Source organism: Microcoleus sp. MON1_C1 (assembly GCF_036701945.1).
Classification (GTDB): domain Bacteria; phylum Cyanobacteriota; class Cyanobacteriia; order Cyanobacteriales; family Microcoleaceae; genus Microcoleus.
In genome coordinates, this window is the sequence record NZ_JAUBRO010000010.1 from 1 (window position 1) to 25,611 (window position 25,611).

24 protein-coding genes are annotated in these 25,611 nt (G+C 47.6%); 14 read left to right on the forward strand and 10 right to left on the reverse strand.

From position 1 onward, the window contains the following. Nucleotides 1-455 precede the first annotated feature (455 nt). Complete coding sequence (locus QUA62_RS07465) at nucleotides 456-5,801, forward strand: DUF4347 domain-containing protein (RefSeq protein WP_333403293.1); 5,346 nt, start codon at nucleotides 456-458, stop codon at nucleotides 5,799-5,801. A gap of 145 nt (nucleotides 5,802-5,946) precedes the next feature. On the opposite strand, the gene QUA62_RS07470 is transcribed toward QUA62_RS07465, so the two are convergent. Continuing rightward, nucleotides 5,947-6,327 carry a c-type cytochrome gene (locus tag QUA62_RS07470; RefSeq protein ID WP_333403294.1) on the reverse strand — a complete coding sequence of 127 codons (381 nt, stop codon included), beginning with the start codon at nucleotides 6,325-6,327 and terminating at the stop codon, nucleotides 5,947-5,949. Between the two features lie 180 nt (nucleotides 6,328-6,507). Here QUA62_RS07470 and petG point away from each other — a divergent pair, with 180 nt between their 5' ends. Continuing rightward, nucleotides 6,508-6,627 (forward strand): cytochrome b6-f complex subunit V, encoded by a 120-nt coding sequence (gene petG, locus QUA62_RS07475; protein WP_006632329.1) that lies wholly within the window; start codon nucleotides 6,508-6,510, stop codon nucleotides 6,625-6,627. Between the two features lie 170 nt (nucleotides 6,628-6,797). Here the strand turns inward: petG and QUA62_RS07480 are convergent, their stop codons facing one another. The 8 genes from QUA62_RS07480 to QUA62_RS07515 form a co-directional block, all read right to left on the reverse strand. Next, nucleotides 6,798-7,880, reverse strand: a complete 1,083-nt coding sequence (locus QUA62_RS07480) for a glycosyltransferase family 1 protein (protein ID WP_333403295.1) — start codon at nucleotides 7,878-7,880, stop codon at nucleotides 6,798-6,800. Between the two features lie 94 nt (nucleotides 7,881-7,974). After that, entirely contained in the window at nucleotides 7,975-9,045 is a 1,071-nt protein-coding gene (locus QUA62_RS07485) for a glycosyltransferase family 1 protein (protein WP_333403296.1), read from the reverse strand. 166 nt (nucleotides 9,046-9,211) lie between these two features. Continuing rightward, nucleotides 9,212-11,341: a glycosyltransferase gene (locus QUA62_RS07490; protein WP_333403297.1), complete on the reverse strand. Its 2,130-nt coding sequence runs from the start codon at nucleotides 11,339-11,341 to the stop codon at nucleotides 9,212-9,214. Between the two features lie 10 nt (nucleotides 11,342-11,351). Continuing rightward, complete coding sequence (locus tag QUA62_RS07495) at nucleotides 11,352-11,885, reverse strand: hypothetical protein (protein WP_333403298.1); 534 nt, start codon at nucleotides 11,883-11,885, stop codon at nucleotides 11,352-11,354. A gap of 229 nt (nucleotides 11,886-12,114) precedes the next feature. Continuing rightward, nucleotides 12,115-13,188, reverse strand: coding sequence for a glucose-1-phosphate thymidylyltransferase (locus QUA62_RS07500; RefSeq protein WP_333403299.1), 1,074 nt, complete (start codon nucleotides 13,186-13,188; stop codon nucleotides 12,115-12,117). 285 nt (nucleotides 13,189-13,473) lie between these two features. Then, a complete protein-coding gene (locus QUA62_RS07505) occupies nucleotides 13,474-14,184 on the reverse strand; it encodes a M15 family metallopeptidase (RefSeq protein WP_333403300.1) in 711 nt (236 codons plus the stop codon). Between the two features lie 36 nt (nucleotides 14,185-14,220). Then, a complete protein-coding gene (locus QUA62_RS07510; protein ID WP_333403301.1) occupies nucleotides 14,221-14,439 on the reverse strand; it encodes a DUF433 domain-containing protein in 219 nt (72 codons plus the stop codon). 139 nt (nucleotides 14,440-14,578) lie between these two features. Continuing rightward, the gene (locus QUA62_RS07515; protein WP_333403302.1) at nucleotides 14,579-15,241 is read right to left on the reverse strand and encodes a class I SAM-dependent methyltransferase; all 663 of its coding nucleotides are present in this window, start codon (nucleotides 15,239-15,241) and stop codon (nucleotides 14,579-14,581) included. 167 nt (nucleotides 15,242-15,408) lie between these two features. On the opposite strand from QUA62_RS07515, the gene QUA62_RS07520 reads away from it, so the two are divergent. The 12 genes from QUA62_RS07520 (at nucleotide 15,409) to QUA62_RS07575 (ending at nucleotide 24,899) form a co-directional block, all read left to right on the forward strand. Then, nucleotides 15,409-15,705 (forward strand): MarR family winged helix-turn-helix transcriptional regulator, encoded by a 297-nt coding sequence (locus QUA62_RS07520; RefSeq protein ID WP_445301645.1) that lies wholly within the window; start codon nucleotides 15,409-15,411, stop codon nucleotides 15,703-15,705. A gap of 93 nt (nucleotides 15,706-15,798) precedes the next feature. Beyond that, the gene (locus QUA62_RS07525) at nucleotides 15,799-15,972 is read left to right on the forward strand and encodes an HlyD family efflux transporter periplasmic adaptor subunit (protein ID WP_333403303.1); all 174 of its coding nucleotides are present in this window, start codon (nucleotides 15,799-15,801) and stop codon (nucleotides 15,970-15,972) included. A gap of 610 nt (nucleotides 15,973-16,582) precedes the next feature. Beyond that, nucleotides 16,583-16,720, forward strand: a complete 138-nt coding sequence (rpmH, locus tag QUA62_RS07530) for a 50S ribosomal protein L34 (protein WP_006632320.1) — start codon at nucleotides 16,583-16,585, stop codon at nucleotides 16,718-16,720. 42 nt (nucleotides 16,721-16,762) lie between these two features. Next, nucleotides 16,763-17,167, forward strand: coding sequence for a ribonuclease P protein component (gene rnpA / locus QUA62_RS07535; RefSeq protein ID WP_006632319.1), 405 nt, complete (start codon nucleotides 16,763-16,765; stop codon nucleotides 17,165-17,167). After that, nucleotides 17,139-17,531 (forward strand): PH domain-containing protein, encoded by a 393-nt coding sequence (locus tag QUA62_RS07540; protein ID WP_333283022.1) that lies wholly within the window; start codon nucleotides 17,139-17,141, stop codon nucleotides 17,529-17,531. Before rnpA ends, QUA62_RS07540 begins: the two co-directional genes overlap by 29 nt. Nucleotides 17,532-17,734: 203 nt before the next feature. Next, complete coding sequence (yidC, locus tag QUA62_RS07545) at nucleotides 17,735-18,883, forward strand: membrane protein insertase YidC (RefSeq protein ID WP_333403304.1); 1,149 nt, start codon at nucleotides 17,735-17,737, stop codon at nucleotides 18,881-18,883. An 11-nt stretch (nucleotides 18,884-18,894) separates the two neighbouring features. Next, nucleotides 18,895-19,368: a R3H domain-containing nucleic acid-binding protein gene (locus QUA62_RS07550; protein ID WP_333067524.1), complete on the forward strand. Its 474-nt coding sequence runs from the start codon at nucleotides 18,895-18,897 to the stop codon at nucleotides 19,366-19,368. Between the two features lie 101 nt (nucleotides 19,369-19,469). Further along, entirely contained in the window at nucleotides 19,470-19,982 is a 513-nt protein-coding gene (locus QUA62_RS07555; protein WP_190656766.1) for a YceD family protein, read from the forward strand. Between the two features lie 18 nt (nucleotides 19,983-20,000). Then, nucleotides 20,001-21,509: an AAA family ATPase gene (locus tag QUA62_RS07560; RefSeq protein WP_333403305.1), complete on the forward strand. Its 1,509-nt coding sequence runs from the start codon at nucleotides 20,001-20,003 to the stop codon at nucleotides 21,507-21,509. A gap of 182 nt (nucleotides 21,510-21,691) precedes the next feature. Next, on the forward strand, nucleotides 21,692-22,153 hold the full coding sequence (locus QUA62_RS07565) for an SH3 domain-containing protein (RefSeq protein ID WP_190656764.1): 462 nt from the start codon (nucleotides 21,692-21,694) through the stop codon (nucleotides 22,151-22,153). A 447-nt stretch (nucleotides 22,154-22,600) separates the two neighbouring features. Continuing rightward, entirely contained in the window at nucleotides 22,601-22,777 is a 177-nt protein-coding gene (locus QUA62_RS07570; RefSeq protein ID WP_006632312.1) for a hypothetical protein, read from the forward strand. Nucleotides 22,778-23,306: 529 nt separating this feature from the next. Further along, nucleotides 23,307-24,899, forward strand: coding sequence for a peptidoglycan-binding protein (locus tag QUA62_RS07575; RefSeq protein WP_333403306.1), 1,593 nt, complete (start codon nucleotides 23,307-23,309; stop codon nucleotides 24,897-24,899). Between the two features lie 177 nt (nucleotides 24,900-25,076). Here the strand turns inward: QUA62_RS07575 and QUA62_RS07580 are convergent, their stop codons facing one another. Then, nucleotides 25,077-25,604 (reverse strand): transcriptional repressor, encoded by a 528-nt coding sequence (locus tag QUA62_RS07580; RefSeq protein ID WP_333218594.1) that lies wholly within the window; start codon nucleotides 25,602-25,604, stop codon nucleotides 25,077-25,079. Nucleotides 25,605-25,611: the final 7 nt, after the last annotated feature.

Here is a 25,611-nt window from a genome sequence, read left to right on the forward strand (position 1 = left end):
AGAAATCAGTTCACTATCTTCTTACACTTTCATTCTGGAAGCTTTATTCTATGCAGCTTCATATTAAATTGGTATTACAGCTAATAACCGTGATTGATAACTCTTGACTCACAAATATCGATCGCCATCGGTAAATTATTTGATTGACAACTTTTATAAAATCTGGTACTTTATCCATCTCTGGTACATCATAAAACAGCGCGCAAGTTTTCTTCAACATTTTTGGTAACAGCCGGAACAATATCCCCCTTTAAAACTTCTCAACCATCAAACTAACTCAGTTAGGCTATGGGAGCATAAAAAAACGTTTTTGTCAATATTCAATTTAGGTGAAAGTTAGGTGAGGTGAAAGTTAGGGGCGATCGACTCTCATCCGCACCGGAAAAAGATCGATCGCTGCTGCGGTTGGTTTGTGATATGAATTTGATGTGTGCGTGTACCAGGAGAATTTAAACGTGGAACTCTATAAAGAACCGAAACACCAGATAGTTTTTGCAGATTCACAAGTTAAAGATTGCGAAAGTTTAACAGAAACGGTCAATCTCGATACAGAAATTGTTATTCTGAAAGCCGATCGCGACGGCATCGAGCAAATCGCCGAAACACTTAAACAGCGGCAAAACATTGCAGCCGTCCACATTTTGTCTCACGGCGCAGCAGCCAGCTTGCAACTGGGAGCAATAGAACTAAATCTCAGCAACATTGAAAGCTACCGCAATTATTTAGAAACATGGTTTGCTTTGCCAACAACTGAGGCAAACTCTAACTCTCCAATTACAGCTAAACCCGAAATTCTGCTTTACGGTTGCAACGTCGCCGCCACAGAAGCAGGTGTGGCTTTCGTGGAAAGGCTGAGCCAGCTCACGGGAGCAAATATTGCCGCTTCCGATAACTTGACTGGGAATGCTGCGTTGGGTGGAGACTGGGAACTCGAAGTAACTACGGGCAACATTCAAACACCTTTGGCATTTTCTGCGGAGGCGAGGGAAGCTTACAGTGGCGTGTTAGCAACCTTTACCGCTACCGACTTTACCAGTCTGAACAACGCCATCCTTTTTGCTAATGTCCTGCCGGATGCTGATGATATCAACATCACTGGTCCTATCACCTTCAGTCCCGGACAAGTTCTGCCTGTAATTAGTAACCCTGTTAACTTTGTTGGCAGCACTACAACTGGAATTACGATCGACGGCGGTGGTAATAGCCGACTATTTTTCGTTGACACCACTGCCACAGTCACCTTATCTAACCTCACACTTCAAAATGGAGTAGCAATTGGCAAACCGGGAACTCTTGGTGGTGGTGGCGGCGCTGGCTTAGGTGGCGCACTTTTTATCAACAAGGGTACTGTCAATATTGACAGCGTTACCTTTGCTAGCAATACAGCAACAGGTGGTGCAGGTGCGCTCGGGAGCGGTGGTGCAGGTGGCAACAGCGACTTAAGCACCGGTAGCGTAGGTAGTACCCCGGGTGCTGCTGGTGCCGGTGGTATTGGTGGTACACCCGATGGTGCCGGTGGTATTGGTGGTACTGCTCTGGCTGGTGGTACTGGCTTCCCTGGTGGTACTGGTGGTACTGGTGGCATTGGCGGTACTGGTGGTGCAACCAATGGTCCTGGAGGCAATGGTAGTGCTGGTGGTACTGGCGGTGCTGGAGCCTTCGGTGGCGGCGGTGGTGGTGGTGGCACTGGTGGTGCTGGCCAGAATGGGACTGGCACTGGTAACGGTGGTAATGGTGGTGTTGGCGGTGCTGGTGGTGCTGGCGGTGTCGGTGGCGGTGGCGGCCCTGGTGGCCTTGGTGGTGCTGCTGGTACTGGTACTGTTCCTGGTATCGCTGGTACTGTTGGTGTCGGTGGTGCTGGTGGCTTTGGTGGTGGCGGTGGTGCTGGAAGCACTGGTGGTGCTGGTGGCGGTGGCGGTGCTGGTGCCGGTGGTACTACTGGCGGTGGCGGTGGCGCTGGTTTAGGAGGTGCTATTTTCCTCAATACAGGCAGCACCTTAAAGGTGAGCAACAGCACCTTTAGCGCAAATAAAGTGACAGGTGGTGCCGCTGGGGGCAACGGTATTGCTGGTCAGGGCTTAGGTGGCGCGATTTTTGTCAACACAGGTGCTACGGCTAATTTGACGAACACTACCATTGCCCTCAACACTGCCAGCGACAATGGCGGCGGCGTATTCAACTCTGGGATAGCTAACGTCAACAACACAATCGTCATTAGCAACTCTGGCGGAGTCACCCCCGAAATTAACACCATCACCGCAGGTGCTAACAACGTTACTACAGGTGGTACGCCGGGAACCCTCCCCCCTTGGCTGGGCGCACTAGGCAAGAATTTCGGTGGCATCGTCCCAACCCACAACTTAATTAATAGTCCTGGCAATCCTGTCATCAATCTCGGCAACGCAGCCACCGCCCTCAACGCAATAACTGGTGCGGCTCTTACTACTGACCAACGTGGCACTGAATTTAACATTCCCTTTGCCCGTACCGTCAACGGCGCTGTTGATATCGGCGCTTATGAGTACGGCCCCACAATTACTGGTCAGAAATTCAATGACCTCAATGGCAATGGCGTTAAAGACGGGACTGATGCCACCGCCACAACTCCAGCGCAAAACTTTGTTATTTATGTAGACGACAACAACAACAATGCGCCGGACCCCACTGAAGAGCAGGCTACCGTCGCCACAGGAGGTACATACACCCTCCTCGACACGAAGACTAACAGCCCGATTAAGGAAGTGGCAGTAACTGGTTGGCAGCAAACTCTCCCCGCTACAGGCGCAACTCCCTACAGCACAGGTGTTGCTGACGCTGCTACGGGCCGAGACTTTGGCAACTTCCAACTGACATCGATCGCGGGCAAAACCTACACCGATGTCGCCGGCAACGCCGTCTTAGACATTTCCACCGACCCCACCTTCAACGGCGTCACGGTCACTTTATACAAAGACACCAACCTCAACGGCACGCTAGAAGTCGGCACAGATACGGTTGTGGGCGCGCCGGTAACGAGTGCGGGAGCCGGAGATTACCTATTCTCAAATATCGGCCCCGGGAATTACCTGATACAAGCCACTGCCCCAGCCAACTCCAGTATTTCTTTCCCCGCTACCCCAATTCTAGTTAGTGCCCAAAGCGGTACTCCCGTCACCGGTCAAAACTTCGGCGTTTTCCAAAACATCACCGTTAGCGGCACCAAATTCACTGACCTCACAGGCAACGGCTTCTCTGCCGACGATACGCCCTCCCCCGTTACTACTATCGTTCGCTTGTTCAAAGATACTAACAATAACAGCACTTTAGATAGCGGTGACGCGGAAATCGCCTTTCAAGGTACCGGAACAGCGCCAGCGGCTGCTGGGACGTATAGCTTTGCCAACGTCGGCTCCGGTCGGCACTTTGTGAGACAAGACGTACCGACTGGTTTCTCACAAACCGCCGGCCCGGCTTTTTATACAATTAACCCGGTCAGTGGCACAAACATTACGGCTCAAGACTTTGGCAACTTCCAGTTGGGCAAAATCAGCGGGATTAAATTTAACGATCTCAACAAAAATGGCATCCAAGATGCGCCAGCAGAACAACCCCTAGGAGGCTGGAGAATCTACGTGGATGCCAACAATAACGGCACCTTCGATGCTGATGAAGAAAGCGAAATCACGGATGCTACGGGTCAGTATGAGATCGACGACCTTACAGCCGGCACTTATACAGTGCGGGAAGTGCCACAAACTGGCTGGACGCAAACTGTACCCCCCGTCAACCCAGCCACGCCTACCCTTTCAGGCGCGTTTACGATCGCCGTCACCAGCGGTACAAACTCCCAAAACAACAACTTCGGCAACTTCAAGCCCAACTCGATTAGTGGTCGGAAGTTCAATGACCTCAACAACAACGGGGTACAAGATACCGGGGAACTAGGACTTCCCAATTGGAAATTCTTCCTCGATACCAACAACAACGGCACTCTCGACACGGGAGAAGCGAACACTGACACCGATCCCGCAGGCAACTACAAATTCCTCGATTTGTCAGCAGGAACCTACAAGGTGCGGGAAGTCTTGCAGCCTACTTGGACGCAAACTACCCCCGACCCCGCCGACATCACTGTCACCAGCGGTCAAGACATCACTAATATCAACTTCGGCAACTTCCAGTCGAGCACAATCAGCGGTCAAAAATTCAATGACCTCAACAACAACGGCGTTAAGGATGCCGGAGAATTGGGGCTAGCTAACTGGCAAATATTCCTCGACAGTATCAATCCGGATGGATTGTTTCAGCAGGGCGAACCAACTACCATCACTGATGCAGCGGGCAACTACACTCTCCGAGATATACCCGCAGGTACTTACCAGGTAAGGGAAGTCCAGCAAAACGGCTGGACGCAGACGACCCCCAACCCCGCCCCCGTTACTGTTAATCCCCCAAATAACATCACCGGCATTGACTTCGGCAACTTCTTGCCACAACCAGGCGCGATCCGAGGTCTGAAGTTCCAAGACACCAACAACAATGGCACTCAGGATGCTGGAGAACCGGGTTTACCCAATTTCCAAATTCAGTTAACCAATGTCGTAGCTGGAACTGCTCCTGCTCCTGTTACTACTACCACAGACAACAGTGGCAACTACCTGTTCGCGAACCTAACCCCGGGAACCTACCGCGTCAGGGAAGTCAACCAACCTGGGTTTACCCAAAGCACGCCCCAACCGGCCGACATCGCCCTAACTTCAGGCGCTATTGTCACCGGCATCAACTTCGGGAACTTCCCAGCGCCGACGCCGACGCCGACGCCTCCACCTGAACCGCCGACGCCGCCACGGCCACCTGAACCGCCGACGCCGACGCCTGCTGCACCGACGCCGACGCCGACGCCTGCTGCACCGACGCCGACACCGACGCCTGCTGCACCGACGCCGACGCCGACGCCTGCTGCACCGACGCCGACGCCTGCTGCACCGACGCCGACGCCGACGCCTGCTGCACCGACGCCGACGCCTGCTGTACCGACAGATTTGGTTTGCCCTGAGAACTTCCCCAGGATCGCTACTCCCAATGATCCCGGCACTTCTTCAGCGGGTAATGTGATCAACGGCCCTAACGGCGACGATACGATCGTGGGTAGTGTCGGCAATGACTCTATCTTAGGGTTGGGCGGCAACGATTTGATCTTTGGTCGAGGGGGCGGCGACTACATCAATGGCAATATTGCCAACGATACTGTCTACGGAGGCATCGATAGCGATACTCTCTACGGTGGCAAAGGGTTTGACCTGATTTTTGGAGATCGCGGTAACGATACGATTTATGGCAATCGTGGCAACGACTCTCTCTCTGGTGACGAAGGCAATGACGTATTGTACGGCGGCAAAGCCGATGACGTAATTTTGGGAGGCGCTGGCGATGACGTGCTAATTGGCGATCAAGGCAATGACACTCTCTGCGGCGGCGAGGGTAACAATACCTTAATTGGCGGCAGCGGCGATGATTTGCTCTTTGGTGACACCGGCGATAACTTGCTCTTTGGTGGCATTGGCAGCGATACCCTCGTCGGCGGCATTGGCAGCAATGGCTTTGTCTTGTCAGCGAGCGGAGGAATTGACACCATTTTCAACTTCACCGAAGGAGTGGATTCGATCGAGTTGGTGGGAGGCTTGGACTTCAATCAACTGTTATTGACCGAAACTAATGGCTCGACGGCGATCGGGCTTGCTAACAGCGACCAGATTTTGGCTATAGTGACGGGCGTGCAGCCGAGCCAGTTATCAGCTCAGAGTTTTAGCTTGTTGGTTTAGTCGGCAGATCAAACTCGGCATTTGCAACCGAGCATACACTTGCCAGTCGTCCCAGCAGAGAGGGACTACCCGAAAGCAGAGCCTCTAAACCCATGTTTAGAGGCTCTGCCAAAGAAGGGGAACGAATTCCGTTCCCCTTCTTTGGTCAAATTTGTTCGAGATACTTTAGCAAGTCTGCCATTTCTTGCGGACTCGGCTGAAACTGGGGCATTGGTGGGGTTTGCCCGCTGGTGACTTGGCGGATCAAATCGAATTCGGATTTGCGCTCGGACACTCCGTGCAAGTTGGGTCCGACTTGACTGTCTGAAACCGATGTGTGACACCCCGCACAGTTCATTTGAAAGATGGCGGAACCCTGAAACGGGTTGCCCGTCAGGGATAGTACGCTTTTGACGTAAGGATCGGCGACTTGAAACTGACGAATTGTCATACTCGCCAACATGATGGCAACCAACACCGCTAGCGCAAATATGGCAAGTCGCTCGATCGGGTTTTTAATTTCATTCCTGGCAAGTTGGTTATTCAAAGGAGTTCAATTAAAAATAGTATCTACAAGAAAATTTATTTCTCATAACATAGCTTAATCGTTCGCAGCGGGGAGAGCAAGCTCTGAGACCCACGGAAGGCTGCTTTTGGGAAAATTCATCTGTATAAGTGCTGGTAATATTAAAAATAGGTTGTTAAATCTTAACGTTAAGGAGCTCTCATGGTAGAACCGCTACTTTCAGGTATTGTTCTGGGTCTAATCTTTGTTACTCTGGCGGGGCTGTTTTTTGCGGCTTATCAGCAGTACAAGCGCGGCGATCAGTTGGGTATCAATAAGTAAAAGGGGCTACAGTCCCTCACTCAGGCTGTCAGGGGGAGGGGGAATTGGGAATTGGGCATGGGGCATGGGGCATTAATCTACCTACTGACTTCTTCCCTCTTCCCTCTTCCCTCTTCCTTCTTCCTTCTTCCCTCTTCCCTCTTCCTTCTTCCCTCTTCCTTCTTCCTTCGTTAAAGATATCGATCGAGAATAGCAGCAGTTTGCAGCCCTGTTTTTTCCCAGCTAAATTGTTTTGCTCTGGCTAAACCGAGCTCCCGCAAGTGCGATCGAACTGTGGCATCGACTGCAAGCTCTTGCATAGCAGAGGCAATTTCCTCGACGCTGTAGGGATTGACTAATAATGCTGCACCCCCCGCCACTTCGGGCATTGAAGACAGGTTAGAGGTGATGACAGGAGTGCCACAGCCCATTGCTTCGAGCACGGGGAGGCCGAATCCTTCCCAAAGACTGGGGAAAACCAGCGCGATCGCTTGGTTGATGACTTTGGGCAAGTCGGCTGCGGGGAGGTAATCTAAGAATTTTACTCGATCGACCAATCCCAATTCTTGAACCTGCGCCTTCAGCAGCGGCGTATAGCGTTTGTCTTCCGAACCTGCTATCCACAATTCGTACTCGGAATTCTGCTGCAAAGCAGCAAAGGCTGCTACAACTCGCTGCACGTTTTTATAAGGATTGTGGCGGCCGATATAAAGAAAATAATTGCTTGTTGGTAAGTCTAAAAAACGGAAAAAACTGGTATCATATCCGGGAAAAATTGGCGTAATTAAATTAGTAGAAATCTTGCAAAAATTAGCGATATCTTGTGCTGTTGATTCTGAGTCGCAAATGACGTGTTGAGCCTGCCGCAGCACTTGGGGAATGTAGTAGCGGTGATAAGGTGTCAGAGGATCGAAGCGACGGGGAAATCGCAGCGCTATCAAGTCATGTACTGTAATTATATAGCGGCAACCTGCAAATAAAGGAGCTTCGGGAATTGGGGAAAATAACAGGTTAGATTTTAGCTGTTTGTAAATTTTGGGAAGTTTGGTTTGTGTCCACAACAATCGGTTGATGTGTCCTTTGGTTCCTTGTTCGGGTGTTAGATTGGCGGGGATTTGGTAGCAGTTGTTATTGGGGAATTTTTCGGGTGTTAGTAATGTTGGATTGAGGGATTTTAGGTGGGGAAATAGGTTTTTGGCGTAGATGGCTAAGCCGGTTGGTTTGGAAATTAGGAAGGAGAGGTTGATTAGTAAGTTAGATTGGCAATTGGGCATGGGATAATATGTAGATTGCGGTTTTTTGGTGGGATTTTTTTTTACCGCAGAGGGCGCAGAGGACGCAGAGAGGAGAAAGGAAGAGAGGGAAGATTTAAAGATATTGCTGTAAGATGTTGGCGGTTGCTTTTCCGGTTTTGTGCCAGCTAAATTGAGAGGATCTGGCTAAACTCGCAGTTTTTAAGTTCGATCGCACTTTTGAATCTGTGGCTACTGTTTGCATGGCTTCGGCTATTTCTCCGACGCTGTAAGGATTGACTAATAATGCGGCATCTCCGGCTACTTCTGGCATCGATGACAGGTTCGATGTGATGACGGGTGTGCCGCAAGCCATTGCTTCTAAAATTGGTAAGCCGAATCCTTCCCAAAGTGTAGGGAAAACTAGGGCGATCGCCTGATTCATCAGTACGGGCAATTGAGAATAGGGAACGTAACCGAGAAACTTTACCAAAGATTGTAAACCTAATTGTTCAACTTGTGCTGTCAACTGCGGTGTGTAGGCATTGGGAGGCCCAGCTAGCCACAATTCGTAATTTGCGCGAGCGGGCAAACTCGCAAATGCAGCAATCAATCTTTCCAAGTTTTTGTAAGGATCGTGTCTGCCGGTATAAAGAAAATAATTTTTGGCGGGCAAGTCGAGATATCTATAATTAATATTATCGCAAGCTAGGGGAATGGCGGTCATTTTATGAAGCGGAATCTGGAAAAAGTTAGCAACATCTGCCGCCGTTGCTTGAGAATCGCAAATAATGTGTTCTGCTTGTCGCAAAACCTGCGGTATGTAGTAGCGGAAATAAGCTGTTAAACGAGAAAACCGTCGGGGAAATCGCAAAGGAATTAAATCGTGAACTGTGACGATGTAGCGGCAGCCAGAATACAAAGGTGCTTCGGGAATTGGGGAAAACATCAGGGTGGACTGCAATTTTTGGTAAATTTTTGGTAACTCAAACTGAGTCCACAGCAGCCTGTTAATTTGTCCTTTCGGGCCGCGATTCGGTGTTAGAGTGTCGGGGATTTGATAGCAAGTATAATTTTCAATTTGCTGGGAAACAAGTAATGTGGGTTCTAGCTGTTGCAGTTGCGGGAAAAGATTAGCTGCATAAGTTCCGATTCCCGTTGGTTCAGGAGTTAAGAAGGACAAATTGATTAACAGTGAATTAGACATGATTTTAGATATCCGGCGACTGGAAGTCGCAACTACACATACAAAGTCCCAGCAGAGGGGGACTGAAGAAAACGGTAATAAAATCGACTTTGATATTAGTCCTATGCAAGAGGACTTTAGCTTTTGGCTAGGGGTTTTAAGCCCTGGTGGACTATTTAATTAGCCTTTAAGTTCGATCGAGCATTTGAGCTATATCGGCAGGATTTGGCAGCCGAATTGTAGCATACTCTTGGTGAAGAATCTCAAAAAAACTCTTGACTTTTTTATCGAAACGTGCGCGTCTAAAGTTCTGACTGCGTTGCTGTGCACCAGCTTGAAATTCTGCTAGCAAATCGGGATTAACAATTAGTTGATGTGAATGCTGGCACAGTTCCTCAACGGTATTGAACAAAAAGCCCGATCGCCCATGTTCGACAATTTCCGGTTGGCCGCCGCCGTTGAAAACAATCGGAGCACAACTGTTTTGCATTGCTTCCACAGTCGCCATCCCGAAATGCTCAAATCTTTGAGGATTGACTTCACCCAAACCGCAGCCGTGCCAAAATATGCTCGCTCTAGCATAAAGCGATTTTACCTCATCAAAGTCAGCATTGACTTTTAGCTCGATCGCCCTTGAATCTTGCTTCAATAAATTCTGAACCGTCTTTAAATAAGGATTTTTCGGAATGCTACTTCCGGCTAAAATGAGCCGCCATCCTTGAAATTGTTCGGGATAATCTCCTAACAAACTGCGGAAAGCTTTAATTAGTTCAATTTGCTTTTTTGTGCCCCCAGCTTCAAACTGTCCCACAGCCAAAATTATTTTTTCTTTCGGCACTTTAACTGTTGCCATGTCCACGGGCGGATAAAGCAGAAAAGTTGGCTGTAGGTTCCAGCGTTTCTCCAACCACTTAACAGTAAAGTGACTGTTGGCAATAATAAAAGTGTAATCATCGACAGCAAAGTGGCAGTTGCGGAAGGTATTGGGAAAGTGGCAGAAAAATACTGATATCGGTGACAGTGGTTTGACTTTTTCCAGTTGGTTCGCGTTGATAAAAATATCGTAGTTTTTGCTTTCTCTGGCAATTTCATCAAAGGGATTTTCCATATCTTCCACGATGATGCTGGAATCGATGCACTGCATTCCGCGTTTCTCGTAAAACGCCAAGGGAAGAATTTTAATTTTGCATCCTGAAAGGTTGAGTCCGTACCACGATTCTAAGTCGGAAACAGCAACTGGTTTGTTGGCGATAAAAGTAATGTCAAATTCATTTTGTAGCAGCGAGGCGATGGTAGCGACGTATTTTTGACCGCCACCAATAAAATGCAGTCCGTGATCGTAAATGGCGATCGACATTTTGCGATCGCCCCGAACCACCTGCAATCGAGATAAAATGCGATCGATCTTCATCCGACTGTAAATCACCGCCAACTTTTCCGACAACTGTGGCAATACAGTTTCAATGATTTCTGGTTTCTGATAATCAAGCAGCTTTTTAATCGCTACAAATAAACTCTCGAACAGCAAATCGTACTGCTTGTTAGTAAAAAAATCAGAAGTATGAATTCCTTTGACTAACTGCAACGGTTCATGTTTTGCCAAATACAAAAACCGATTTCGGTTGCAGAAATACTCGGTAAGTTTGCTTCCTTTACTCGAACCACGATATTCGTGATGGGCGATTGCTGCCGGAGTATAAAGCATTTTCCAACCGCGTTTGTGGCAGCGTTTGGCAAACTCTACATCCTCAAAATACATCACAAAATCTTCATCTATCGGCCCCACATCTTCGAGACATTCCCTGCGAAAAAGGACCGCCGCCCAACAAAGCCCTTCGACTTCCCGTTCTGTATCGTACTGTCCCGAATCTTTTTCGCCAAAACCGACATCTCGCCAATAAAAATTAGGTAATTGCTGAATGCCAGCGCTGTTAATTCGCCCGTCTTTAAACAGCAATTTGCCGCTAGTCGCACCTACTTCTTTATTAGTTTCTAGCCGTTTTACAAGAATCTCTAACCAGTGACTGTCAAGGGTAGCATCGTTATTTAGAAAGGCGATATATTGCCCTTTTGCTTCGCTGATGCCGAGGTTGAGGGCTTTAGCAAAATTGTTGGCGGAGTTGACAAAAATCCGAACTTTTGGAAATAGTTCGCGCAGGGAAGTAACGGAATCGTCTTGAGAACAATTATCAATTACAATTAAATCTAGTTGCTGTTCGGGATACGCAAGTTTTTGTAGAGATTTTAAGCAATCTTTCGTGTGGCGCAGACCGTTATAGTTGACTATAATTAACGAGCATATGGGCAGTGTGGTCATCTTTGATGCTTTATTGTTGTCGATCGAGCAATTGAGCGGTAAGCTTCTCTAAAATAGCAGTATGTTGCTGCTGCACTGCTTTAATTTGCTCTATTTCAGACTGAAAAGCTGCGATCGCATTTTGTTGAGTCTCAAGCTGTGCTGTAACTTCGGGAGATGCGCTGCTGAATTCGGATTGAATTTTTTTCTCTAGAGTTTGTTGATTTTCTTGCAGTTTTTGCAATTGAATGCTCAATGTTTGAACGACGCGGGTATTGGCAAAATTGTAAATTACTTGTCGTTCGAGTACGGGTCTGAGCAATTTTCGGACTATTTTTCTAACTGCAATTACTGCGGAACCCAGCCGTCTTTGGTAAGAGGTAATGGGGATGTTATAAATGTCGAAACCTGTCTTTAAAAGGGCGATGTCTTCGTCATCTTCATCTCTGGCGATCGCACTATTTTCGGTTCCCAATAACGGCGGCTCAGCAATACCAATTCGCGGCTCCAAAGTTTGCCGCAATCTATCTATTATCTTTTGAGTTGGTATTTCTTCGTAATGCAAACTTTCCTCTCCTTTAAATAACTTACTCTGACTTATTATGGAACAGGCATATTTGCTGTTTCACTCATTGTAACTAATGGTGAACAGCCATCTTTGCTGTGTGAATAATTGTAAGTAATTGTGCACAGGCAAGATGCCTGTTCAAGGGCGGGCAGGATGCCCACCCCACAAGAAAATTCATCTCTTGTTAAATCAGGATTATTGCTTCCAATATTGGCAATATCTCAATTTAAGCTAACTCAATTTGACTGTCATCACCAATCAGAAACCGCAGAGCTTTTGGACGAGCCGGCGCAATGGTTAGTTGAGCTCGCTGCCCGATCACGCTGTCAACAATTCGTTGGTGAATGCCAAGTATTTTCGCCCCTTGCAATATTACACTGTGTTCGATATCAGCATCAATCATGGTCACGCGATCGGCAATACTGCTGTAAGGCCCGATAAAGCAATTTTCAATGCGGCAATTTTCCCCAATTACCACTGGCCCGCGAATTGTAGAATTAATGACCTCCGTTCCTTCCCCTATTTGCACTCGCCCGATAATTTGACTTTTGGCGTCTACTTTTAATTCAGTTGAAGCTACGATACGGCTATCTAAAATGATTTGGTTTGCACTCAGCAAATCGTCTTTTTTCCCCGTATCCAGCCACCAACCTTCTAAATTGCAGGCTTCTACGTGTTTTTCCTGATTGATGAGCTGTTGAATGGCATCGGTAATTTCGAGTTCGCCACGGGGCGAGGGTTGAATTTGATCGATCGCCTCGTGAATAGTAGGAGCAAAAAAGTAAATCCCCACCAGTGCTAAATTCGATGGCGGGACTTGGGGTTTTTCTACTAACTCCAAAACTCTTCCTTTCTCATCAACTTTTGCCACACCGAAAGAAGAGGGATTGGGAACGGGACGCAGCAAAATCAGAGCGTCTAGTTTTTGCTGGTTAAAAATCTCTAAAAACGGATCTAGCTGATTTTCAATTAAGTTATCTCCCAAATACATAATAAACGGAGAATCGCCCAAAAACGGTCTGGCAATTTTCACCGCGTGAGCGAGTCCCGCCGGCTTTTCTTGCAAGATATAAGTAATTTTTGCACCGAAGCGAGATCCATCTCCTGTTTTCGTCTTCACCTCTTCTCCGGTTTCAGGACTAATAATAATCCCAATATCCGTAATCCCAGCCGCCACAATTCCTTCAATTCCGTACCACAGTATCGGCTTATTTGCTACAGGAACCAACTGCTTAGCACCCGTATAGGTGAGGGGACGCAAGCGTGTTCCTTTGCCGCCAGAGAGGATGAGTGCTTTCATTGGGTGAACTCTGAGTTATCCTTTAGGGTTTGCGGTGCTGGCTTGAGTTGCCTGCACTTGTTCGCTCTTGTTGATTTTAAAGCACCGCTACCCCGCTGGCAATAGTTGTCGTGTCTTATGATACAAATGATTTATGCCGATCGAGCTTTTATAGTCCGGGACGCATAGAGTGTCAGAAACTTGGTTTTTTGCCGAATAAAGCACCTAAAAGCTGAGGTTTTTTGTCAATAAACGCGGTTTCTCAAGGTTGCGAGTGCGCCAGTCCAGATTTAATTGCGTACCGTTTTAATAGCGACCGTATCGGGCGATAAATTGACTACCACTATTGTTTTGATTTGTCAACCAAGCCCACATCTGATCCCCCAGAGAAAAATGCCACCATTCGTTAGGATGCTGCTGAAAACCCGCAGCTATCATCACATTTTTTAAGATTTGCCTGTGACGGTGATATTGCTGTTCTGGTTCGCGCTCTCTATTACCAAAATAATCGGGATAAGAACGTTCTGATATTTCATCAATCGGAGAACCCATATTAATTTGCCGATTATTTTCGTCCACTAAAGTTATATCTAAAGCTGCACCTGTACTGTGAGGGGGAGGCGTCGCGCGATCGAGGCTCGGTACTGCCCAAAATTGATATACGTGTTCTATAATTACTTGGCGTTTGTCTTCGGAAACCGGAAATTCGCAGCCTTGAGCTAGGGCAATTTGATTGAAAGTATAATCCACCATAAATTGCTGGACTTCCACGGGTCGATAAGCGTCAAATATCAGAATTTTCCAATTTTGATAATTTTGCTGTAGCTCAGTTTTAGCGGCGATTAAACTATCTACCACTCCTTGTCGCAAATAGTAAGGTGAATCTGCTTTGCTGTTGTGATAGGGAGCACCCAACTTTTGATAAGGGTGTGGAATTTCAAAGGCAAAATGTTCGGGTGGAATAGGGACTAAAGGTTCGCCACATTCGTCGATTGCTATTTGCTGATATGCTTTCATATCAAGGTGTTACCCTACTTTATGATTACTGATGAACTACAATACTAAGTATATGCTTTTCACTTGAGTCAGCCGCGCGGCAAATAGCAAAGCAGCTAGAATATCCTCATGTTCTAAATCGTCATAGTCATCTATAATTTCTTTATAATTCATACCAGAACTGAGTAATTCAAGAATCCACTCTACTAGATATCGGAGACCCCGCCTACAGGGTTTTCCGTGACAGATATTTGGATCGAGTGTGATGCGCTGCAAAAGTTAGTTTTCCATATTTTAGGAGCCAATATTGAATCTATCCTAACCTAAAGAGCGTAGCTTTCGATCAGTTTATAGTAAGGACTTTAGTGCTTTCAATCTCCACCTAAAGTCCTAAAGTCCTTACTGCCAAAAAATCCTAACTTTGACGGTAAGCAACTACCGCATAAAACGGGTCGCCGCTTGCTATTCGCAGCATTTGCATAAAACTCGGCAAGTTAGGCTTGCGAACAATTACTTCCGGCTTGCTAAATCCGGGTATATTCGCTCCTTTGACAGAATCAAAGTAACCCTTGACTAATTCTACCCGATCGCCCTCGGAACCTTCCCGCCAAGCCGCGATCGCCTTTTGATAAAACATCCGGTTGGAAAAACTCATAATTGCTACGCCCCCCGGCTTCAAAATCCGGTGAATCTCCGCAAAAACCGCATCTGGGTGCTGCAAATACTGTACCGAAACGCAGTTGACAACCGCGTCAAATTCTGCATCCGGCAGTGGCAATTTGGGATTTGCGTTCAAATTTTGCACGAAATAATGATTCAGCCTGCGATTTTTTGCCAACTCCTCTTCATTCATGCCGTGCCCTTCGACATGGGAAAATTGCATCTCGTCGGGCAAGTGAGAAACCCAACTGCTCATCATATCAAAAATCCGAGTATTCGGTTTCAGCCGTTCTCGATATAATCCGGTGAGTTGCTCAATGAATCCATCGTCTACGTGAGTCACAAACCGGGGAGCGGAATAGAACAAATTGTCGTCGGTGTCGTCTAACTTGGTGCGTTGGTCGGGTGGAAGCAACATAAATTCTGATTGCAAACTAGATTTACTCTTTCTAGTTTAAGAACAATAAGAATTGTTAACATATCCGGCAGAAGGCGGATTCCCGGTTTTAGCGTAGCATTCGATCGCCAAAAAACCGACTTGCACCCTTTGGGCTGACCGCTTTTCACTGGCTGGTACTGTGCTGCTTGTGGCCAGAAGACGGTTTGCCGACTTCCAGCATTGGCGACAAACTGCAACAGGTAGGCGGGACGCTGACAGGCGCGATCGATCGCATGGAAGAAAGAGGCCTAGTCCGCCGAGAGAGAGACACGCGCGATGGCCGCATTTGGCGCATTTGGCTGACACACTCCGGCAGGGAACTGCAAGACGTATTGCCCCCGCTGGTAGCTGAAATCCGAGATCGAGCTGTCGAGGGGATTTCAGAGGGCGATCGAGAACTCTTTTGCCCACTGATCGATGGGGCGAGCGTCAATCTTTCCTAAACCGACAAATCAATCTTTTTAGTAAAGCCAGCAGCATCTACCTCCACTACATTACAACTAACCGTAAAATACTACGCATTCTTAAAAAAAGCAGTGCTACTTTCCTGCACGAATATCACCGCAGCCGCCGGACAAATCGCCCACAAATCCGTTGAAGTCGGGCAGCGGGTGCAGCCGGGAACTCCGTTAATAGCGATCGTCAGTAATGATTTGTGGGTAATTGCCAACTTCAAAGAAAAGCAACTGGCAAATATGAAACCCGGCTAAAAAGTAGAAATCAAATTAGATGCTTTTACTGACCGTAATTTTGAGGGTGGTCTCGATAGTTTCTCCCCTGCTTCTCGCGCTCAATTCTCCTTATAGCCTCCCGATAATGCTAGGGCTATTTTACCAAAGTCGTGCAACGGATTCCTGTCAAAGTTATATTTGATGCCGAAAGCTTTAAAGGCTATGAATCGCGAATTGCACCGAGGATGTCTGTTACGGTAAATGTTGAACTGAAATAAGGGAAGAACACGGATACACGGATACACGGATGAATTTACAAGTCGGGCATTTGATTTGTTTGGGGTAAGGGCGACTAACAGGAGAAAACCCTGACTTCTTGGAGCAGTTTGAGAAGTTTGAGCAGTCGGGGATTTTATTTGTTTCGGTTAAGGGCGATCGCCCTTGCAATATCATCTTAAAAAGTTAGGTATCTGGTAGTGAAAACAAAACCTAAATCTCGTCCACCAGCTCGAAAACGGGTTGTTGCTTTGTGATGAGTGGCGATCAATTCAAATCGGAAAAATTTTATTGCCAACAAAACAAGTCTATGGTATACTAGAAGATTGTGAATATTAATCAAAAGTAAAGTAACAAGCCGGGAGAAATCAAAATGACACAGCAAACCCTGCACGGAACCAGCCGCAAAAGAAAAAGAACATCCGGTTTTCGCGCCAGAATGCGTACCGCAACCGGTCGATTGGTAATCAAAGCTCGCCGCAGCAAAGGTCGCCACCGCCTCGCAGTCTAGCACTGCATCAAGGTTGAGAGGCCTCAACGATCGCCCTACGCCATGTTGCCCGAGACAAACCGACTTAAGCACCGAAAAGACTTCAGCGCCGTATACCGCAAGGGAATGCGCCGTAACTCGGCCCATTTCAGCTTAAGAGCTCTGCGTAAACCAAAAAGCGCCGAATTTGCCAAACCGACAGCCGAAAAATCCTTGCAGCCAACTCGCACAGGCATTTCCATCAGCCTGAAAGTCAGCAAACGCGCTGTAGTCCGCAACCGGATTAAGCGTCAGATTCGGGCAGCTTTGCGACAGCTATTGCCCCGATTAAGGTTCGGGTGGGATTTAGTAATTGTCGTGCGTCCGATCGCACAAGAGTGCAATTATGCAGAAATTCTGCAAGAATTAGAGCAGTTGTTGGTAGAAGCCGAGGTACTAGATGGGAATTCGAGAGGAAGTATATTATGAAGGCGGCCCCGCGCCGGGAGACTTGATCCTCAATTTACTCCTGGGGCTGACAGTCGTCGGAATCCCCCTAGCAGTAGGAGGAATTGTCCGGGCTCTGTGGCTGCGGTATCGGATCACGAGCCGCCGAGTGTCCGTAACTAGCGGTTGGATGGGGGGCGATCGTACAGACGTTATCTACTCAGATATAGTCAAAATCGTCACAGTACCTCGCGGTTTCGGGACTTACGGAGACATGGTGCTCACCATGAAAAATGGCAGCCGCTTGGAACTCAGAGCTATGCCGAAATTTCGAGCAATGTATGACTACATTAACGAAAAACTGCCCGTAGCCGCTCAAAAAGCAAACGCGGCCCAAGCTAAATAACCGAACCGCTTCGCCCTCAAATCAGGGTAAAGTGAGTGCGAGTATTGGCAAACTCATTACAACAAACCCGCAGACTGGGCGGTCGATCGACGGGCAATGTCCTAAGATAGAGACAAAACCCTAAAAATTGAGGCGGCTCGCCTTCAGCGGGTAAAAATAGTTCTCAACAGCAAACATAGAGCACCTAAATTAACTCAAAGCGAATGGATTTCGGTATCTCGTTTCTCTCCAACAACCTCATGCTCCCGATCCTAGATTTTTTCTACGGGATCGTGCCAAGCTACGGTTTAGCGATCGTAGCTCTGACGCTTGTGATTCGCTTTGCTCTTTATCCTCTCAATGCAGGCTCTCTTCGCAATATGCGGCGCATGAAAGTAGCGCAGCCATTGATGAAAGAGCGAGTAGATCAAATTCAAAAACTCTATAAAGAAAATCCTGCAAAACAGCAGGAGGAAATGAGCAAAGTATACAAAGAATTTGGTAATCCTCTAGCAGGATGCTTCCCGTTGGTGCTGCAAATGCCAGTGCTGTTTGCACTGTTTGCAACGCTCAGGGGTTCGCCGTTTTCTGACATAAATTACAGCGTAAACGTTCAAGTTTTGCCCAAAGAACAAATCGAAACTGTTCAACCGCAAGCTTTTGCTACACCGCCACAAAATATTTACGTCACAGGTACTTTTCATGCTCCTGTTGTGGGCGTAATTCCAGGCGGCGACAAACTCGCAGTCGGCGAAACAACCAAGATTAATTTTCAAACCCCAGAGGGCAAACCTCTCAAAGCTCTAGCGGCAGAAAATAAGAGCGAAATCGACTTTGAACCCGGCTGGAAAGTCATCAAAGGCGAAGAAGTCGTCAAGGTAGATGAACAGGGCAACATCACGGCCTTAGCGCCCGGTGAAGCGACAGTTCAAGGTACAATCCCCGGATTGGCTACTAACAAAGGATTCCTGTTTATTGAAGCTCTAGGCCGCGTTGGCGCGATCGACTCAGACGGTACACTCCATTGGGATATTTTGGTAATGATCCTGGGCTTCGGCATCAGTTTGTACATCAACCAAACCCTTTCAGGACAAGCACAAGGGCCAAACGACAACCCCCAACAGGCTACAGTTAACAAACTGACGCCAGTCATATTTTCAGGGATGTTTTTGTTCTTCCCGCTGCCCGCCGGCGTGTTGATGTATATGCTGATTGCTAACATCTTCCAGACAGTTCAAGCGTTTATATTGTCGCGAGAACCGCTGCCGGAAAACCTGCAAAAAATAGTAGACGAAGCAGAGGCGAAAACAAAAAAAGATCAGGGATTAGATGCCCTTCCCTTTGAGCCAAAGCGTGCCAAGAAAAAGGCTTGATTTTAACAACAATGAAAGACTCTCAAATGCAGCGCGGACAGGCATGGTTAGAAGAATTGCTACAACTGTCCGCAATTCCTTCAAAAGTGGTATGCGAACAACAAAAAGATTGCTATTGGATGACAATAGATGAAAGCAATCTGACTCGAGAACAAGTTGCAATCTTAGTCGGGCCAAACGGTAATGTAATAGATGCCATTCAATACCTCTGTAACACGGTTCAGAATATAGGTCAGGAAGTAGAGGAGTCAATTCCTTATACAGTTGAACTAAATGGCTATCGCATCCGCCGCCAAGAGGAATTGCGCTCGATGGCAGAGTACGCAGCAGATCAAGCCCGATCGACGGGAGTTGAAGTTGAAATAAAATCGCTGTCTTCGGCAGAACGCCGTCAAGTCCACAGCTTTTTGAGCGAATGTGAGGACATAGAAACTTACAGTCAAGGGCAAGAACCAGATCGGCGTTTGGTAGTGCGGCTGCGCTGACGCTAAAGAAGGAAGAAGGAAGGAAGAAGGAAGAAGGAAGAAGTTAAAAATTAACTATTCCTTTTGACCTTTGAATTCAAGAAGTAGGAAGGTAAAAGATTATGGAGACAATTTATATCCCTCATCTACTCACAAAAACTGAGCGGAAAGAGGTCATTGATTTTGAAGAATTTATCCCCGATTTAGAAACTCTTACTCCGGTGCGGGGGCGACTGCAAGTGGCTCACCAAGGGAATTATCTTGAGGTGAAGGCGAAAGCAGAAACAATAGTTACTCTCACGTGCCACAGATGCTTGAAACAATACAATCATCGTTTGGTACTCAACTCATCGGAACTAATCTGGCTCGAGGAAACAGCAAATCAAACAGATTCAAGTTCAGCAGAAATAGAAGTTGCTTTAGAAGATTTGGTGGAAAATTTGTCCCCAGGTGGCTATTTCTCTCCGAGCGATTGGGTGTACGAGCAAATGTGTTTGGAACTGCCGCACAAACAGATATGCGATACTGAATGTCCGGGAATTTCTTTAACTGATGATGCAAATACAGAAAGCTCAGAAACAGTCTCAGACAGTCGCTGGGCGTCTCTGGAAGCACTTAAACGGCAATTGCCTTAGTCAGTTGACTAATAACTAATGACTATTTTTAGCGACGAGTTTGAACTACTGCTGCGATCGCGCTACCCCCTAATTTACATTCCCACACGGGAAGAAGAGCGCGTAGAAGCGGCGATCGCCCAATGCGCCAAAAAACAGGGTTCTCGCGCTGTCTACATCTGGGATTTTGTTGATGGCTACCAAGGCAATCCCAACGATACCGGTTTTGGCAAGCGCAACCCGCTGCAAGCTTTGGAATTTCTAGAAAAATTGCCCGCTTCCGCGCCGGCAATTTTTATTCTGCGCGACTTTCAGCGGTTTTTGGAAGATGTCTCGATTTCCCGCAAGCTGCGGAATTTGGCGAGACTCCTCAAATCTGTCCCCAAAAATATTGTCATCGTATCTCCTTTAATTTCCATCCCGGAAGACCTCAGCGAAGTGATGACAGTTTTGGAATTTCCCCTGCCTGCGGCGGCGGAAATCAAAATTGAGGTAGAAAGGCTGTTAGGGGCTACCGGACAAGCCCTTGAAGGGCGTTTGCTGGACGAAACAGTGCGCTCCTGTCAAGGGCTGTCGATCGAACGAATCCGCCGAGTTTTGGCAAAGGCGATCGCCACCAGAGGCGAACTCCATCCCGACGACGCGGAACTGATTTTAGAAGAAAAGCGCCAAACAATTCGCCAAACTCAAATTCTGGATTTTTACCCAGCCCGCGAAAATATTTCCGATATCGGCGGTTTGGACAATCTCAAAGAATGGCTGCTGCGGCGCGGCGGTGCTTTTACCGATCGAGCCCGCCAATACGGTTTGCCGCATCCCAGAGGTTTGTTGTTAGTCGGAATTCAAGGAACCGGAAAATCCTTAACAGCAAAGGCGATCGCCCACCACTGGCATTTGCCTTTACTGCGCTTGGATGTCGGGCGTTTGTTTGCCGGATTAGTCGGGGAATCAGAATCCCGCACCAGGCAAATGATTCAGCTAGCGGAAGCTTTGGCCCCCTGCGTGCTGTGGATTGACGAGATTGACAAAGCTTTTGCGGGATTAGACGGTAAAGGGGATTCCGGGACAACCAGCCGGGTGTTCGGGACTTTTATTACTTGGTTGGCCGAAAAAACTTCCCCGGTGTTTGTGGTAGCAACAGCCAACAACATCCAGTCTTTGCCGCCAGAAATGCTGAGAAAAGGCAGGTTTGACGAAATATTTTTTGTCGGTTTGCCCAGCCAGGAGGAACGGCGGGCGATTTTTGAGGTACATTTGTTGCGGTTGCGATCGCACAGCATCAAAAATTACGATTTAGAGCGCTTGGCTTACGAAACTCCCGATTTTTCAGGGGCCGAAATCGAGCAAACTTTGATTGAAGCAATGCACATTGGGTTTAGCCAAAATCGAGACTTTACCACAGATGATATTTTAGAATCAGCTAGTCAGATGGTGCCCTTAGCCAGAACGGCTCAAGAACAAATCCAGTTTCTCCAAGATTGGGCCGCTGCGGGGAAAGCTCGCCTTGCTTCTAGATACGGCAGTTTGAGCCGCCGGATTCAAGGTTAAGCTTTTGAAGTCAGTAGTCAGTAGTTAGTAACCAGTTGTCAGTTGGCAGTTACCAGATTTTACTCAACATTCAGCAGTCAACACTCAACAGTCAACCTTCTTCCCTTTTCCTTCTTCCTTCTTCCTTCTTCCTTCTTCCTTCTTCCTTCTTCCTTCTTCCTTCTTCCTTCATTTGCGGTTTTATGAACAGTGTATATAGCGTTTTCAAATTTTTAGTGGGTTTTCTGCTCGCGATCGTCCTGATGGCAGGTGCTAGCGTGGCTGCTGCACTTTACTTTGCCGCTAAGCTAACTACTGTACCCGAAAAACCTGTTTTTCCCAACGACAAAACAGCAGTTCAGGTTGCCGGCGCTGGGCCCAAGTCAACAGCCCAGGCTAGCCCAGTTTCTACATCTAGCGATGCCCCGTCTCCCAAACCCCTGGAACCGGGAGCTTACCGAGCTGTGGTGACTCAGCCGATCGGCTTAATTCTCCGGGATACTGGTAGCCGAGACTCGAACCGCATTGGCGGTGTTGGTTACAAGGAAAAAGTCGTAGTTTTGGAAGAGTCGCCCGACAAAGAGTGGCAGCGAATTCGGATTGAGGATGGCAATCGCGAAGGTTGGGTCAAAGGTGGCAATACTGAAAGAGTTGAGGGCGAATAGGACTTAGACAAAAAATATACTCCTCTGATTGTGAGGGCAGCAAAGCAATCGTAGTGTGCAGGTTGTTTACCAACCCCGGGTTTTTGCCTGTCTGTGGTTCCAAATAGCGAGATACATATTTATAAATAAAAGTCAAGTTAAATTTATTTACGATATTTGGGATAGCAGTTTGATGCGCTGACACTGCTGGTGCGCTCGCCCCTGCAAAATCCTGAATTTGACATAAAAGCCCAGCAGACAAAAGGTTTCAACAGCTAAAACTCAACAGAAAAACTCGAAAATACATAATCCTAACTTATGTTATTCAGGAGAGTATGTTAAGAAACTTAGCAAAATTTTAAGGTTAGTTGCAAAACCCAGGCTGTTGTCCCTGGCGCAGAGGCAAGAGTGGTAGCTTGGATTACAAGATGTAAGTTTTCAGCTTAACAGCTACCAACAATAAAAAATATGTACGACAAACGTCCCGATCGAGATTTGGCGACTGCTGCTGTTACTGCGGCTTTGGGAGCTGGGGTCGTTACCTCTTTTGCGGTGAGCAGAGGGCAAAACCCGCTGGTAGCCATCGCAATTACTGTTTTTGCAGCGGGAGTAGCTGTAATTTGCGATCGGTTCGGCTTAATTTAAGCGATCGTCGATTTTTTAATACAAAGTCAACTTATCAAGAAATCCCCGCCCTATTTGCAACTAGCAAAAGTGGGGATTTTTAGTGGCTAGTTTTTTGGTTAATCAGCGGTACTTTCCTAGACGCAATCGCCACATGAAGAAGCCGCGTTTCTTAACAAAAAACCTGCGATTTCAGGCTCTTTACCAGACCACAAATTAAGGTGATGACAGCCTGCTCGCAAGTCTTGTGGTAATTTCAGCGGCAGCCAGATAAAATATTAGCCAGCACTACCCCACAACTTATTCTCTTTTGGCGTTAAAGGCTAAGACTATGCCTGCAAACTTTTTTGCTGAGTCTCGCGTCTCTAGAAGCAGCGATGCTATCTTGGTTATTACCTGTAATTATTTTTGACGGTATTTAAAAAAAAAAACGGGTGCTTCGCGCTTTTCATGTAGAACTTAGCGTTGGTAGAATCCAAGCCAAGCGTGCCAAAAATCATTTTTGGCAGCTTGCTCACACAACCCACCCACAATTTCACACTAAAAAATTATGGAATCTCTTGCTTACCTCGAACTTGCTCTTGTTTGCGAAGCACCCGCAGAGTCGAAAATTTTTGATGAGATCAAGTGGCAAAACCTATCGAGTCAGACTTACGTCCGTTTGCTGTCTCTGGCTTTGATGCTGTCGGTTTTGAGTGCAGCCGGTTCGGCTTTTGCTCAAATAGATCCGGTTTATCCGAATGTGCGAGCGGTTCAAGACAGGTTGCGGGATCTCGGCTATTTTCCCAGATCTTCGACTGGTCAACTCGGCCCGGTTACTAAACAAGCGCTGACTAACTTTCAGCGAGACTATCAACTGTCGCTGACTGGTAGGCCCGATCGAGCTACTGTGATAGCCCTCAACAGTTTTGCCAGGGACGATCGACCTTTTAATACTATTTATACAAATTATCGGGAGCTGCGTTTTGGAGACGCAGGTGCAGGTGTTTCTGCTCTCCAGCGCAGGTTGCAGCAGCTAGGCTACTTCAGCGCGCGTCCCACAGGGAGTTTTCGCGAAGTTACTCAAAATGCGGTTAGATACTTCCAGCGAATTAATCGACTGCGGGTGACGGGAGTTGCCGATAGGCAAACTTTAGCTTTGCTGTTTGGTTCCACCCGGCCTGTTCCCCCCGTTACGCTTCCAGGGAATATTTCGGGAAATGGCGGTTGCAAAGGGCTGCGGTTCGGGGACACAGGGGCGACGGTAGACTTGATCCAGCGGCAATTAAAAGCTTTGGGCTATTTTGAAGGCGGCGTTGACGGCAAGTTTCGCGAACGCACTCTCTACGCTGTGACTCGTTTTCAGCAAGATTATAATCTGGTTTCTGACGGTTGCGCGGACACTGCTACTTTGACTGCTATCGATGCCCAGATGAGGGCAGCTCAAATTACCTCATTGACTGAGGAAAATGACCAACAGACTAATTCCGGAGATTTTCTGGAGTTGGGCGACAGAGGCCGACAAGTAGAATTTGTGCAGCGGCGGCTGCAAGAATTGGGTTATTACAGGAGCCAGATTCACGGTTGGTTCGATCGACCAACTCAAGCAGCTTTGATCCGCTTTCAGAGAGATAGCGGGCTGTTCGGGACTGGAAGGGTCGATCGCAGCACTCGATCGGCTTTGCGGCAAGGCAACAGGCAGGCAGCAGCGCCTGTGCCGCAAATCGCCACTGGTCTGCGACGGGGCGATACTGGGCCTGCTGTCCGACAACTTCAGTCTTCGCTCAGAAGTCTGGGCAAAAACCCCGGCCCGGTGAACGGAGTATTTGGAGCCGAGACCGAGTTTGCACTGCTGTCGTTTCAGCAGGAACGCAATTTGTCACCGGCGACGGGTATTGCCACTCCGGCAACTTTGGCGGAGATCCAAAACGGATTAGCAGGGCGGTTAGCTGTTCCTGCTGTTCCTGCTGTTCCTGCTGTTCCAATTAGCAGTAGTTTGAACTCTCGATCGAGCATTGAGCAATTACAAAGGCGGCTGCAAGACCTCGGCTTTTACACAGGCTCGATCAGCGGAGTTTTTGATACTCCGACGAGAGACGCCCTCGATCGAGCTCAGCGCAGTTACGGGGTTAGCAGCGACGATTTGTTGAGCCAAACTTTTTAGCCCCAGGCTTGCGGACGCTACATCAAAGAAATCGGGTTTCTGCTGTCCAACTCCTTCCTGAAATGATGTATTTTTCTTAAGAAACCCGGTTTCTGCGTAACTGCGATCGCACTTGGGCTACCGATTTTTGTTAAAACTTGTAACAAGCCGTACTTGAAATGCGAAAATAGTGTACTATCACTCGACTGAATCCGGGGCGCTGCTGCCGTTGTGGGCGATCGACCTCGGACAAGACCAATTGCTGGAAACCAAAGACGGCCATCCCATCCGCAAAGCTTCGTGGCAAACCGTATGAATCGTTAGCTGGCAGTCTAGCAGGTGCAACCCAGACTTTTCAGCTTGCTTCATGCCAATTTTCAGAATCGAGTCGTTGTTAAATTCGATCGTTCTGTTGCACTGAACGCAGACTAGGTGGTGGTGGTGATGCGGGTAAGGCTGGTTTATTTCATAGTGTTTGTGACCTTCTGCGAGTTCGAGTTCGCGGAGGAGGCTCATCCTTGCCATTAACTTTAAAGTTCGGTAAATGGTGGACAAGCTAATGTTTTCTCCGCGATTTTTTAACAAAGTGTACAAATCCTCCGCACTCAGGTGATTGCCTTTGGGGAGGTTCTGAAACACGTGCAAGATGGTTTCCCGTTGGGGAGTCATCCGCCAGCCTTTGTCATTGAGTTCGGATTTGAATGAGGACGCGGTGTAAAGTGCCATAGTGACC

Excerpts from the sequence above, each read along its gene's own strand:
- petG (WP_006632329.1), top strand. The coding sequence starts at position 6,508 with ATGGTAGAACCGCTACTTTCAGGTATTGTTCTGGGTCTAATCTTTGTT.
- QUA62_RS07480 (WP_333403295.1), bottom strand. The coding sequence starts at position 7,880 with ATGCCCAATTGCCAATCTAACTTACTAATCAACCTCTCCTTCCTAATT.
- QUA62_RS07485 (WP_333403296.1), bottom strand. The coding sequence starts at position 9,045 with ATGTCTAATTCACTGTTAATCAATTTGTCCTTCTTAACTCCTGAACCA.
- QUA62_RS07490 (WP_333403297.1), bottom strand. The coding sequence starts at position 11,341 with ATGACCACACTGCCCATATGCTCGTTAATTATAGTCAACTATAACGGT.
- QUA62_RS07500 (WP_333403299.1), bottom strand. The coding sequence starts at position 13,188 with ATGAAAGCACTCATCCTCTCTGGCGGCAAAGGAACACGCTTGCGTCCC.
- QUA62_RS07505 (WP_333403300.1), bottom strand. The coding sequence starts at position 14,184 with ATGAAAGCATATCAGCAAATAGCAATCGACGAATGTGGCGAACCTTTA.
- QUA62_RS07515 (WP_333403302.1), bottom strand. The coding sequence starts at position 15,241 with ATGTTGCTTCCACCCGACCAACGCACCAAGTTAGACGACACCGACGAC.
- rpmH (WP_006632320.1), top strand. The coding sequence starts at position 16,583 with ATGACACAGCAAACCCTGCACGGAACCAGCCGCAAAAGAAAAAGAACA.
- rnpA (WP_006632319.1), top strand. The coding sequence starts at position 16,763 with ATGTTGCCCGAGACAAACCGACTTAAGCACCGAAAAGACTTCAGCGCC.
- QUA62_RS07540 (WP_333283022.1), top strand. The coding sequence starts at position 17,139 with ATGGGAATTCGAGAGGAAGTATATTATGAAGGCGGCCCCGCGCCGGGA.
- yidC (WP_333403304.1), top strand. The coding sequence starts at position 17,735 with ATGGATTTCGGTATCTCGTTTCTCTCCAACAACCTCATGCTCCCGATC.
- QUA62_RS07550 (WP_333067524.1), top strand. The coding sequence starts at position 18,895 with ATGAAAGACTCTCAAATGCAGCGCGGACAGGCATGGTTAGAAGAATTG.
- QUA62_RS07555 (WP_190656766.1), top strand. The coding sequence starts at position 19,470 with ATGGAGACAATTTATATCCCTCATCTACTCACAAAAACTGAGCGGAAA.
- QUA62_RS07560 (WP_333403305.1), top strand. The coding sequence starts at position 20,001 with ATGACTATTTTTAGCGACGAGTTTGAACTACTGCTGCGATCGCGCTAC.
- QUA62_RS07565 (WP_190656764.1), top strand. The coding sequence starts at position 21,692 with ATGAACAGTGTATATAGCGTTTTCAAATTTTTAGTGGGTTTTCTGCTC.
- QUA62_RS07570 (WP_006632312.1), top strand. The coding sequence starts at position 22,601 with ATGTACGACAAACGTCCCGATCGAGATTTGGCGACTGCTGCTGTTACT.
- QUA62_RS07575 (WP_333403306.1), top strand. The coding sequence starts at position 23,307 with ATGGAATCTCTTGCTTACCTCGAACTTGCTCTTGTTTGCGAAGCACCC.
- QUA62_RS07580 (WP_333218594.1), bottom strand. The coding sequence starts at position 25,604 with ATGGCACTTTACACCGCGTCCTCATTCAAATCCGAACTCAATGACAAA.